Consider the following 12,623-nt stretch of genomic DNA (forward strand, 5'->3'; position numbering starts at 1 on the left):
ATGGAACATCTTGGAAAAGTATTTCGTGAATTTCGAACAAGTGGAAATTATTCTTTAAAGGAGGCGGCAGGGGAGTCCTGTTCAACTTCTCAGTTATCTCGCTTTGAGCTTGGGGAGTCTGACTTAGCAGTCTCACGTTTCTTTGAGATTTTGGATAACATTCATGTCACAATCGAAAATTTCATGGATAAGGCAAGGAATTTTCATAATCATGAACATGTGTCTATGATGGCACAGATTATCCCACTTTACTATTCAAACGATATTGCAGGTTTTCAAAAGCTTCAAAGAGAACAACTTGAAAAGTCTAAGAGTTCGACGACTCCCCTTTATTTTGAGCTGAACTGGATTTTGCTACAGGGTCTGATTTGTCAAAGAGATTCGAGTTATCATATGAAGCAGGATGATTTGGATAAGGTAGCAGATTATCTCTTCAAAACAGAAGAATGGACCATGTATGAATTGATTCTTTTCGGGAACCTCTATAGTTTCTACGATGTGGACTATGTCACTCGGATTGGTAGAGAAGTTATGGAGAGGGAGGAATTTTACCAAGAGATTGGTCGCCATAAGAGATTAGTGTTGATTTTGGCCCTCAATTGTTACCAGCATTGTTTAGAGCATCTTTCTTTTGACAATGCAAGCTATTTTGAGACTTATACAGAGAAGATTATTGGTAAAGGTATTAAGCTTTATGAGCGTAATGTTTTCCATTATTTAAAAGGTTTTGCCTTATATCAAAAAGGAAAGTGTAAAGAAGGTTGTAGCCAAATGCAAGAGGCCATGCATATTTTTGACGTGCTAGGTCTTCCAGAGCAAGTAGCCTACTATCAGGAACACTACGAAAAATTTATCAAAAATTAATTTTCCCAAATAAGGGAAAAAGAAAAAAGCTCCTTTCAGTTTTGATACAATAGTTTCAAAATTTGAGAGGAGTTTTTATATGAATCGCTATGCCGTACAGTTGATTAGTCGCGGAGCTGTTAACAAGATAGGGAATATGCTCTATGATTATGGAAATAGTGTCTGGTTGGCTTCCATGGGGACTATCGGACAGACAGTTTTAGGAATGTATCAGATTTCTGAACTCGTCACATCTATTCTGATCAATCCCTTTGGCGGAGTGATTTCAGACCGTTTTTCTCGTCGTAAGATTTTAATGGTGACAGACCTTGTTTGTGGGATTCTTTGTCTGGCTATTTCTTTCATAAGGAATGACAGCTGGATGATTGGCGCTTTGATTTTTGCTAATATTGTGCAGTCGATTGCCTTTGCCTTTTCTCGTACAGCCAATAAAGCTATCATAACTGAAGTGGTGGAGAAAGATGAGATTGTGATCTATAATTCTCGCCTAGAGCTGATTTTGCAGGTTGTAGGTGTTAGCTCTCCTGTTCTTTCCTTCCTTGTTTTACAGTTTGCAAGTCTCCATATGACGCTACTGCTAGACTCGCTGACTTTTTTCATTGCTTTTATTCTAGTGGCTCTCCTTCCAAAAGAGGAAGCAGGAGTTCAAGAGAAAAAGGCTTTTACTGGGAGAGATATGTTTGTAGATATCAAGAATGGGTTACACTATATCTGGCATCAGCAAGAAATTTTCTTCCTTTTGCTGGTAGCTTCCAGCGTTAATTTCTTTTTTGCAGCTTTTGAATTTCTCCTCCCCTTTTCGAATCAGCTTTACGGGTCAGAAGGAGTCTATGCAAGTATTTTAACTATGGGGGCTATTGGTTCCATCATTGGGGCTCTTCTAGCTAGTAAAATTAAAGCTAATGTTTATAATCTTTTGATTTTACTGGCTTTGACAGGTGTCGGAGTTTTTATGATGGGATTACCACTGCCAACTTTTCTTTCCTTTTCTGGAAATTTAGTTTGTGAATTGTTTATGACGATTTTTAATATTCACTTTTTTACTCAAGTACAAACCAAGGTTGAGAGCGAATTTCTTGGGAGAGTACTGAGTACAATTTTTACCTTAGCTATTCTATTTATGCCTATTGCAAAAGGATTTATGACATTCTTGCCAAGTGTACATCTCTCTTCTTTCCTGATAATTGGAAGTGGTGTTATCATCTTGTCTTGTATATCGTTTATTTATGTTCGAACTCATTTTGAAAAATTGATATAAGGCTGCTTGAGTTTCAAAAATAATTTCAAACTAAGTATTTTTTCCGCCCTTCTCGTTTGTGAGGAGGGCTTAGTTTATGGTAAAATGGTCTTATGAATAAAAGAATGAATGAGTTAGTCGCCTTGCTCAATCGCTATGCGACTGAGTACTATACCAGCGATAATCCATCGGTTTCAGACAGTGAGTATGACCGTCTTTACCGAGAGTTGGTTGAGTTAGAAACTGCCTATCCAGATCAAGTATTAGCAGACAGTCCGACCCATCGTGTTGGTGGTAAGGTTTTAGATGGTTTTGAAAAATACAGTCATCAGTATCCTCTTTATAGTTTGCAGGATGCTTTTTCACGTGAGGAGCTTGAAGCTTTTGATGCGCGTGTTCGTAAGGAAGTGGCTCATCCAACCTATATTTGTGAGCTGAAAATCGATGGCTTATCTATCTCGCTGACGTATGAAAAGGGGATTTTAGTTGCAGGTGCAACACGTGGAGACGGTTCTGTTGGGGAGAACATCACAGAAAATCTTAAGCGTGTTAAAGACATTCCTTTAACTTTGCCAGAAGAACTAGATATCACAGTTCGTGGGGAATGTTATATGCCACGCGCTTCTTTTGACCAGGTTAATCAAGCTCGCCAAGAAAATGGAGAGCCTGAATTTGCCAATCCCCGTAATGCGGCGGCAGGCACACTACGTCAGCTGGATACAGCAGTAGTTGCCAAGCGCAATCTTGCAACGTTTCTCTATCAAGAAGCCAGCCCGTCAACTCGTGACAGCCAAGAAAAGGTTTTGAAGCACCTAGAACAACTTGGTTTTGTAGTCAATTCTAAACGAATTCTGGCTGAAAGCATGGATGAGATTTGGAATTTTATCCAAGAAGTAGGAGAGGAACGGGAAAATCTTCCTTATGATATTGATGGAGTTGTAATCAAGGTCAATGACTTAGCAAGCCAAGAAGAACTTGGTTTTACCGTCAAGGCTCCAAAGTGGGCAGTAGCCTACAAGTTTCCTGCTGAAGAAAAAGAAGCTCAACTCTTATCAGTTGATTGGACAGTTGGTCGTACCGGTGTTGTAACCCCAACTGCAAATCTGACACCTGTTCAGCTTGCTGGTACAACTGTTAGCCGTGCGACCCTGCACAATGTGGATTATATTGCTGAAAAAGATATTCGCAAAGACGACACGGTCATCGTCTATAAGGCCGGGGACATCATCCCTGCCGTTTTACGTGTGGTAGAGTCCAAACGGGTTTCTGAAGAGAAACTAGATATTCCTACAAACTGTCCAAGTTGTAACTCTGACTTGTTGCACTTTGAAGATGAAGTGGCTCTCCGTTGTATCAATCCGCGTTGCCCTGCTCAAATCATGGAAGGTTTGATCCACTTTGCCTCTCGAGATGCCATGAATATTACAGGCCTTGGACCATCAGTAGTTGAGAAATTATTTGCTGCAGATCTAGTCAAGGATGTGGCAGATATTTACCGTTTGAAAGAAGAAGATTTTCTCCTTTTAGAGGGGGTCAAGGAAAAGTCCGCTTCTAAACTATATCAGGCTATCCAAGCATCTAAGGAAAATTCAGCCGAGAAACTCTTGTTTGGTTTGGGAATTCGTCATGTCGGCAGTAAGGCCAGTCAGCTTTTACTTCAACATTTTCTCTCAATCGAAAATCTGGCTCAGGCAGATCCAGAGGAAGTGGCTAGTATTGAAAGCCTGGGTGGTGTGATTGCCAAGAGTCTTCAGACTTACTTTGCTACAGAAGGCTCTGAAATTCTTCTCAGAGAATTAAAAGAAGCTGGGGTCAATCTGGACTATAAAGGTCAGACAGTAGTAGCGGATGCAGCCTTGTCAGGTTTGACCGTGGTATTGACTGGAAAATTGGAACGTCTCAAGCGCTCAGAAGCCAAAAGTAAACTCGAAAGTCTGGGTGCCAAGGTAACAGGCAGTGTGTCTAAAAAGACCGACCTCGTCGTGGCAGGAGCAGATGCTGGAAGTAAACTTCAAAAGGCACAAGAACTTGGTATTGAGGTTAGAGACGAGGCATGGCTAGAAAGTTTGTAATGATCTTTTAAAAATAGAGTTTAGATAGAATGACAATATTTGTTAATCGGGACAAAATCGGTCAAGAATTTATTAGTGAAACAGAAATAAAATAAAAAGGAAAAATAAAAATGTATACCTACCCTATGCGCATTCATTACCATCGCAAGAATGGTGAATATGACACTTGCTCTTTTGTAAAAAGCCAGGATCAACGAATTGATTTACTAACTTACCAAGAAGATTATTTTGGTGCCTTATTTAGCTTTGAACACCCAAGTGTTCATCCCTTAGAAAGCTTGAATTTTGTGGTTCATACCGGCCAAATCAGTAAAGAATATGCTATCCGTTTTAATCACTATCCCCTCTTAACAGAGGTCTGGATTTTGGAAGGCGATGATCGGATTTATTACTCTGAAAATCCTGCTATTGCCAGTCCTTTCTATAAAAATCAAAATCCTTTTGCCTTTGATAAGGCCATTAACAGCGCTAGTTTTGACCATCATTGGGGTTACCAAGGGGAATTGGGTTGCCATGTAGAGGACAATCAGGCTCATTTTTCCCTCTGGTCACCAACAGCGACAGCAGTACAGGTTGTGGTTTATGAATCAGCTACTAATGATGCACCTGTTTGGAAGACTTTTGATATGGAGAGAGGCAATCGCTACTCTTATAACCATAAGGACAATACTATTGGTGTCTGGAGTTTGGATGTTGAGGAAGATTTGACTGGTAAGGCTTATCAGTATCAAGTCCAATTCCCTCATCACGAAACACTGACACGTGATCCTTATACAATAGCGACCAGCCCTGATGGCAAACGTTCTGCTATTCTGAGCCATGCAGAAAAACAAGTCGAAAATTTCGAGGTCAAGCATGGTTCTGATGCTGCTTGGCGTTTGGAAAATCCATGTAAGGCAGTTATTTGTGAAATGCATATTCGTGATTTGACCCAATCACCGACCTCAGGTGTGGATGAACATCTTCGAGGAACGTTCTTGGGTGCTGCTCAGACTGGAACGGTTAACCAGTACGGTCAGTCAACTGCTTTTGATCATATCAAGAAGTTGGGCTACAATTATGTTCAGTTGCAACCAATTGCAGACCGTCACAAAGAATACGATGAGGACGGGAATGTAACCTACAACTGGGGTTATGATCCACAAAACTATAACGCACCAGAAACTAGTTTTTCAACTAATCCAGATGATCCAGCTCAGGTCATTCGTGATTTGAAGACCATGGTTCAAGCTTACCACGATGCGGGTATTGGTGTCATTATGGATGTGGTCTATAACCATACCTTTTCAGTTGTTGATGCACCTTTCCAAACAACTGTCCCTGATTACTATTATCGTATGAATCCAGACGGTACCTTCCAGAATGGAACGGGTGTTGGAAATGAAACAGCCAGTGAACACGAAATGTTTCGCAAGTATATGATTGATTCTCTTCTATACTGGGTGCAGGAATACAATATTGACGGATTCCGTTTTGACTTGATGGGGATTCATGATGTCAAGACCATGCAGATGATTCGTCAGAGTTTGGATGAAATTGACCCTAACATTATCCTCTATGGAGAAGGTTGGGATATGGGAACAGGTCTTGCCCCTTATGATAAGGCTAAGAAAGACAACGCCTACGAAATGCCAAACATTGGTTTCTTTAATGACAATCAGCGTGATGCTGTCAAAGGTGGAGAAGTTTACGGTGCAATTAAATCAGGTTTTGTCAGTGGTGCTGCGACAGAGCCAATTCTAGCTAAAGCAATCCTAGGAAGTCGTGAATTAGGAACCTATACACATCCAAATCAGGTGCTTAACTATGTAGAAGCCCATGACAATTACAATCTTCACGATTTATTGGCAACTCTTCATCCAGACCAAAGTTCAGAACAAATCATGCGCAAGGTCGAGACAGCCACAGCTATGAACCTACTCATGCAAGGGATGGCCTTTATGGAAATCGGTCAAGAATTTGGTCGGACCAAACTGGTTGCGACTGGTGAGAATGGTGAGTTGACCCATGATGATAGAGAGCGTGCGATGAATAGCTATAATGCTCCTGACAGTGTGAACCAAGTCAACTGGGATTTGATCAATGAGCGTCAAGACAGTATTGAGTTTATCCGTCAAGTCATCCGATTGAAGACAAAAACTGGTGCCTTTTCTTACTCTAGCTATGATGAAATTTACCATCATGTCTTTGTGCATTCTGCGATTGAACATAGCGGCTGCCTTATCTATGAAGTTCATGGGAAAGAACACCTCTTGGTGGTTGTGAATGCTAAATCAGAACCCTATCAATTTGAAAATGCAGGAAATTTAGCTATGTTGGTAACTAATAGTCGTTCAAAAGAAGATAATGTGTTAGATGATATTAGTCTAGCCGTCTTGAGTGTTTTATAAAGACCATCTATCTCGCTATTCTAACACATTATTGGAAGTGAACGAATAGAAAGAGCTTAGCTAACAACTCACTTGTATAGAAAAGTTGATAAATATTTTCATCAAATGTGTAAAATCAGGAAATTGTTTTCCTGGTTTTATTTTTTTGCTATAAAACAATAATAATCATAGAAAAAATCCGAACTTTTTGGTATTATAGTAGAGAAAAGAAAGGCGTTTTCACATTTTTTTGAAAAAATATTGCTTTACAATTGAACGAGAAAGTGAACTTTTTGTAGATTTTCAAAATAATTTTAAATAAGTATAGTAATTTACTTGAATCTTCTCTAAAAAGGTAGTATAATAAAAACATAGAAAACGCTTACAGAAAAGAGGGGGTATTATGGATAAAAGAGAAGCTTTGCGCACCTTTATGACAGGAGAGAATTTTCACCTTCAGCATTATCTAGGAGCACATAAAGAGCAAGTGAATGGAGAGTATGGCTATACTTTCCGTGTTTGGGCACCTAATGCTCAGGCTGTCCACTTGGTGGGGGATTTTACCAACTGGATTGAGGGTCAGATTCCAATGGTAAGAAATGACTTTGGGGTCTGGGAAGTCTTTACCAATATGGCTCAAGAAGGGCATATTTACAAATATCATGTCACACGTCAAAATGGTCATCAACTGATGAAGATTGACCCTTTTGCTGTCAGATATGAGGCGCGTCCAGGAACAGGGGCAATCGTAACAGAGCTTCCTGAGAAGAAATGGAGGGATGGACTTTGGCTGGCACGAAGAAAACGTTGGGGCTTTGCTGAACGTCCTGTCAATATCTATGAAGTTCACGCTGGCTCATGGAAAAGAAATCCTGATGGTAGTCCTTATAGTTTTGCCCAGCTCAAGGATGAACTCATTCCTTATCTCGTTGAAATGAACTATACTCATATTGAGTTTATGCCCTTGATGTCCCACCCTTTGGGGTTGAGTTGGGGTTATCAGCTTATGGGTTACTTCGCTTTAGAGCATGCTTATGGTAGACCAGAGGAGTTTCAAGATTTTGTCGAGGAGTGTCATATCCATAATATTGGGGTTATCGTAGACTGGGTACCAGGTCACTTTACCATCAATGATGATGCCTTAGCCTATTATGATGGGACACCGACTTTTGAGTACCAAGACCATAATAAGGCTCATAACTATGGTTGGGGCGCTCTCAATTTTGACCTTGGAAAAAATGAAGTCCAGTCCTTCTTGATTTCTTGTATTAAGCATTGGATCGATGTCTATCATTTGGATGGTATTCGTGTGGATGCTGTTAGCAACATGCTCTATTTGGACTATGATGATGCTCCATGGACACCTAACAAAGATGGGGGAAATCTCAACTATGAAGGTTATTATTTCCTTCAACGCTTGAATGACATTATTAAGTTAGAATATCCAGATGTGATGATGATTGCAGAAGAAAGTTCGTCTGCAACCAAGATTACGGGAATGAAAGAGCTTGGTGGTCTAGGATTTGACTACAAATGGAATATGGGCTGGATGAATGATATCCTCCGTTTCTACGAAGAAGACCCAATTTACCGTAAGTATGACTTTAATTTGGTGACTTTCAGCTTTATGTATGTTTTCAATGAAAACTATCTCTTACCATTCTCGCACGATGAAGTGGTTCATGGCAAGAAGAGTATGATGCATAAGATGTGGGGAGATCGTTACAATCAATTTGCAGGTTTGCGCAATCTCTACACTTACCAAATTTGTCACCCTGGTAAGAAATTGCTCTTCATGGGTAGCGAATATGGTCAATTCCTAGAATGGAAATCTGAAGAACAGTTGGAATGGTCTAACCTAGAAGACCCAATGAATGCTAAGATGAAGTATTTCACTTCTCAGCTAAACCAGTTTTACAAAGACAACCGCTGTTTGTGGGAAATTGATACCAGCTATGATGGTATTGAAATCATTGATGCGGATAATCGAGACCAGAGTGTTCTTTCTTTTATTCGTAAGGGTAAGAAGGGCGACATGCTAGTCTGCGTCTTTAATATGGCACCTGTTGAACGGAAAGATTTTACAATCGGACTTCCTGTTGCAGGAATTTACGAAGAAGTCTGGAATACTGAGTTGGAAGAGTGGGGAGGCGTTTGGAAAGAGCATAATCAAACTGTTCAAACGCAAGAAGGACTATGGAAAGATTATGAGCAGACCTTAACCTTTACCCTACCGGCTATGGGAGCTAGTGTATGGAAAATCAAACGCCGCTTGAAACCTACTAAAACCGTCACAAGTAAAAACCAAAAAGGAGTAGAAAATGAAGAATGAAATGTTAGCTTTGATTCTTGCTGGTGGGCAAGGAACTCGTCTCGGTAAACTCACTCAAAGCATCGCAAAACCAGCTGTGCAATTTGGTGGGCGCTACCGTATCATTGACTTTGCCCTATCAAACTGTGCCAACTCAGGGATTCATAATGTTGGGGTCATTACACAGTATCAACCTCTTGCTCTCAACAACCATATTGGGAATGGTTCAAGCTGGGGACTAGATGGTATCAATTCTGGTGTCTCTATTCTTCAACCTTATTCTGCCAGTGAAGGAAATCGTTGGTTCGAAGGGACTAGTCACGCTATTTACCAAAATATCGACTATATCGACAGTGTCAATCCTGAGTATGTCTTGATTTTATCTGGGGACCACATCTACAAAATGGACTATGATGATATGCTCCAGTCTCATAAGGATAATAATGCCAGCTTGACAGTAGCAGTTCTTGATGTTCCTCTGAAAGAAGCGAGCCGTTTTGGTATCATGAATACTGATGCCAACAATCGTATTGTTGAATTTGAAGAAAAACCAGCTCAACCTAAATCTACCAAAGCTTCTATGGGAATCTACATTTTTGATTGGCAACGCCTTCGTAATATGTTAGTCGCTGCTGAAAAGAGCAATGTAGATATGTCAGACTTTGGTAAAAATGTCATTCCAAATTACCTTGAGTCAGGTGAAAGTGTTTATGCTTACGAATTTAGCGGTTACTGGAAAGATGTTGGTACGATTGAGTCGCTTTGGGAAGCGAACATGGAGTACATTTCTCCAGAAAATGCCTTGGATAGTCGTAACCGTCAATGGAAGATTTACTCAAGAAACTTGATTTCACCACCAAACTTCCTCGGAGCAAATGCTGATGTGGAAGACTCATTAGTTGTAGACGGATGTTTCGTTGATGGAACTGTTAAACATTCTATCCTTTCAACAGGCGCGCAAGTTCGCGAAGGAGCGGAAGTTGTTGATTCAGTTATCATGAGTGGAGCTATCATTGGTCAAGGAGCTAAGATTAAACGTGCCATTATTGGTGAAGGTGCGATTATTTCTGACGGTGTCGAAATTGATGGAACAGATGAAGTACAAGTTGTAGGATATGATGAAGTAGTGGGGGTAGCAACAGATGAAGATTGATAAATATTCTGCCATTTTAGGAAATACAGTTGGTTTTCATGATATGTCGACATTGACGGACCACCGTCCAGTAGCAAGTTTGCCATTTGGTGGGAAATATCGTTTGATTGACTTCCCGCTTTCTAGTCTTGCTAATGCAGGTGTTCGTAGTGTCTTTGGTATTTTCCAGCAGGATAATATCAGCTCAGTCTTTGACCATATTCGTTCAGGACGCGAGTGGGGCTTATCAACTCTTCTCAGTCACTATTATCTAGGTATTTACAATACCCGTGTGGAAAGTAGTACAGTTGGAAAAGAATACTACCAACAGCTTCTTACTTATTTGAAACGTTCTGGCTCAAACCAAACAGTTTCCCTCAACTGTGATGTTCTGATTAACATCGATTTGAACCAAGTTTTCCATCTACATAGTACAACAAAAGGGCCTATCACTGTAGTATATAAAAAACTAGCTAAGAAAGACATTTCAGAAGTAAACGCAATCTTGGAAGTGGATGAAACAGACCATGTTCGTTCTCATAAACTCTTTGATAGCAAGTTACCAGATCAAATCTATAACATGTCTACAGATATCTTTGTCGTTGATACACCTTGGTTGATAGAACGCTTAGAAGAAGAAGCTAAGAAAGAACATCCAGAGAAGTTGCGCTATGTTTTACGGGATTTGGCTGCAAAAGAAGGGGCTTTTGCCTACGAGTACACAGGTTATCTGGCAAATATTCACTCTGTAGAGTCTTATTATCAAGCTAACAAAGATATGCTTGAATCACAAAAATTCTACTCTCTCTTCTCACCAAATCAAAAGATTTATACAAAGGTCAAAAACGAAGAGCCAACTTACTATGCCAATACATCTAAGGTAAGTACTTCTCAGTTTGCGTCTGGTAGTATCATTGAAGGTCAAGTGGCTAATTCTGTTCTATCACGTAATATTCATGTCCATAAGGATAGCTTGGTTAAAGATAGCCTGCTCTTCCCTCGTGTTGTTATTGGAGAAGGAGCTCAGGTAGAATATGCTATCTTGGACAAGGGTGTTGAAGTTGAGCCTGGTGTTGTGATTCGAGGAACTGCAGAACATCCAGTTGTCGTTAAGAAAGGTAGCAAAGTAACAGAGGATATTCATTCATGAAAATTTTATTTGTAGCAGCAGAGGGTGCACCCTTTTCAAAAACAGGTGGTTTGGGAGACGTTATTGGCGCTCTTCCAAAATCACTGGTAAAAGCGGGACATGAAGTTGCAGTGATTTTACCCTACTATGACATGGTAGAGGCTAAATTTGGAAATCAGATTGAAGATGTTCTTCATTTTGAGGTGAGCGTCGGTTGGCGCAGACAGTATTGTGGAATTAAGAAAACCGTCTTAAATGGTGTAACCTTCTACTTTATTGACAATCAATATTATTTCTTCCGTGGTCATGTTTACGGTGATTTTGACGATGGGGAACGTTTCGCTTTCTTCCAACTTGCTGCCATTGAGGCTATGGAAAGGATTGATTTTATCCCTGACCTTCTCCATGTTCATGACTACCATACAGCTATGATTCCTTTCTTGTTAAAGGAAAAATACCGTTGGATTCAAGCCTATCAAGGAATAAAAACTGTTTTAACCATTCATAATTTGGAATTCCAAGGACAATTTTCAGAAGGAATGTTATGGGATTTGTTTGGAGTTGGCTTTGAGCGTTATGCTGATGGTACCCTTCGCTGGAACAACTGTCTGAACTGGATGAAGGCTGGTATTCTTTATGCTGACCGTGTTTCAACCGTTTCACCTAGTTATGCTCATGAAATTATGACCAGTCAGTTCGGATGTAACTTGGATCAGATTCTTCGAATGGAGTCTGGTAAAGTATCTGGTATCGTGAATGGGATTGATACGGATATTTATAATCCGGAGACTGATGCTCATTTAGACTATCATTTCAATCAGGAAGATTTGTCTGGAAAAGCCAAAAATAAGGCAAAATTGCAAGAAAGAGTTGGCTTGCCAGTTAGAGCTGACGTTCCACTGGTGGGAATTGTTTCTCGTTTGACACGTCAAAAAGGTTTTGATGTGGTGGTCGAAAGTCTGCACCATATCTTGCAAAATGATGTTCAGATTGTTCTTTTGGGAACTGGCGATCCAGCCTTTGAGCACTCTTTCTCATGGTTTGCTCAAGTTTATCCTGACAAGCTATCAGCAAATATCACTTTTGATGTCAAACTAGCTCAAGAAATCTACGCCGCTTGTGATCTCTTCCTCATGCCAAGTCGTTTTGAACCGTGTGGCTTGTCTCAAATGATGGCGATGCGCTACGGAACCTTGCCATTGGTTCATGAAGTTGGTGGCTTGCGAGATACCGTTCGTGCTTTCAATCCAATCGAAGGAAGCGGTACTGGCTTTAGCTTCGACAATCTATCTCCTTACTGGTTAAATTGGACTTTCCAAACAGCATTGGACTTGTATAGAAACCATCCTGATGTTTGGAGAAACCTACAAAAACAAGCTATGGCGTGTGATTTCTCATGGGATACAGCCTGCAGGTCATATCTTGACTTGTACCATAGTTTAGTTAATTAATAGATAAAATCGTATGATGACTTCATACGATTTTTAGGCTGTTTAGAGAGGAGAACTG

At 40.2% G+C, this 12,623-nt stretch carries 8 protein-coding genes; all 8 read left to right on the forward strand.

Annotation, left to right across the window (positions count from 1 at the left end; translation table 11 throughout):
* Positions 1 to 864, forward strand: a complete 864-nt coding sequence (locus HT720_RS01625) for a MutR family transcriptional regulator (protein WP_173274576.1) — start codon at positions 1 to 3, stop codon at positions 862 to 864.
* A 79-nt stretch (positions 865 to 943) separates the two neighbouring features.
* On the forward strand, positions 944 to 2,122 hold the full coding sequence (locus tag HT720_RS01630; RefSeq protein ID WP_112443680.1) for an MFS transporter: 1,179 nt from the start codon (positions 944 to 946) through the stop codon (positions 2,120 to 2,122).
* A 92-nt stretch (positions 2,123 to 2,214) separates the two neighbouring features.
* Positions 2,215 to 4,173, forward strand: a complete 1,959-nt coding sequence (gene ligA / locus HT720_RS01635) for an NAD-dependent DNA ligase LigA (protein ID WP_173217846.1) — start codon at positions 2,215 to 2,217, stop codon at positions 4,171 to 4,173.
* 110 nt (positions 4,174 to 4,283) lie between these two features.
* On the forward strand, positions 4,284 to 6,563 hold the full coding sequence (pulA, locus tag HT720_RS01640; protein ID WP_050971579.1) for a type I pullulanase: 2,280 nt from the start codon (positions 4,284 to 4,286) through the stop codon (positions 6,561 to 6,563).
* Between the two features lie 382 nt (positions 6,564 to 6,945).
* The gene (glgB, locus tag HT720_RS01645) at positions 6,946 to 8,874 is read left to right on the forward strand and encodes a 1,4-alpha-glucan branching protein GlgB (RefSeq protein WP_173274512.1); all 1,929 of its coding nucleotides are present in this window, start codon (positions 6,946 to 6,948) and stop codon (positions 8,872 to 8,874) included.
* Positions 8,864 to 10,006, forward strand: coding sequence for a glucose-1-phosphate adenylyltransferase (locus HT720_RS01650; protein ID WP_050253058.1), 1,143 nt, complete (start codon positions 8,864 to 8,866; stop codon positions 10,004 to 10,006). Before glgB ends, HT720_RS01650 begins: the two co-directional genes overlap by 11 nt.
* Positions 9,996 to 11,135 carry a glucose-1-phosphate adenylyltransferase subunit GlgD gene (glgD, locus tag HT720_RS01655; RefSeq protein WP_173274513.1) on the forward strand — a complete coding sequence of 380 codons (1,140 nt, stop codon included), beginning with the start codon at positions 9,996 to 9,998 and terminating at the stop codon, positions 11,133 to 11,135. The genes HT720_RS01650 and glgD overlap by 11 nt, the downstream gene beginning before the upstream one ends.
* Positions 11,132 to 12,565 (forward strand): glycogen synthase GlgA, encoded by a 1,434-nt coding sequence (gene glgA / locus HT720_RS01660; protein WP_173274514.1) that lies wholly within the window; start codon positions 11,132 to 11,134, stop codon positions 12,563 to 12,565. Before glgD ends, glgA begins: the two co-directional genes overlap by 4 nt.
* Positions 12,566 to 12,623: the final 58 nt, after the last annotated feature.

It is taken from the genome of Streptococcus sp. 68, from assembly GCF_013277415.1.
In the GTDB taxonomy this organism is placed as follows: domain Bacteria; phylum Bacillota; class Bacilli; order Lactobacillales; family Streptococcaceae; genus Streptococcus.

Excerpts from the sequence above, each read along its gene's own strand:
- HT720_RS01625 (WP_173274576.1), top strand. The coding sequence starts at position 1 with ATGGAACATCTTGGAAAAGTATTTCGTGAATTTCGAACAAGTGGAAAT.
- HT720_RS01630 (WP_112443680.1), top strand. The coding sequence starts at position 944 with ATGAATCGCTATGCCGTACAGTTGATTAGTCGCGGAGCTGTTAACAAG.
- ligA (WP_173217846.1), top strand. The coding sequence starts at position 2,215 with ATGAATAAAAGAATGAATGAGTTAGTCGCCTTGCTCAATCGCTATGCG.
- pulA (WP_050971579.1), top strand. The coding sequence starts at position 4,284 with ATGTATACCTACCCTATGCGCATTCATTACCATCGCAAGAATGGTGAA.
- glgB (WP_173274512.1), top strand. The coding sequence starts at position 6,946 with ATGGATAAAAGAGAAGCTTTGCGCACCTTTATGACAGGAGAGAATTTT.
- HT720_RS01650 (WP_050253058.1), top strand. The coding sequence starts at position 8,864 with ATGAAGAATGAAATGTTAGCTTTGATTCTTGCTGGTGGGCAAGGAACT.
- glgD (WP_173274513.1), top strand. The coding sequence starts at position 9,996 with ATGAAGATTGATAAATATTCTGCCATTTTAGGAAATACAGTTGGTTTT.
- glgA (WP_173274514.1), top strand. The coding sequence starts at position 11,132 with ATGAAAATTTTATTTGTAGCAGCAGAGGGTGCACCCTTTTCAAAAACA.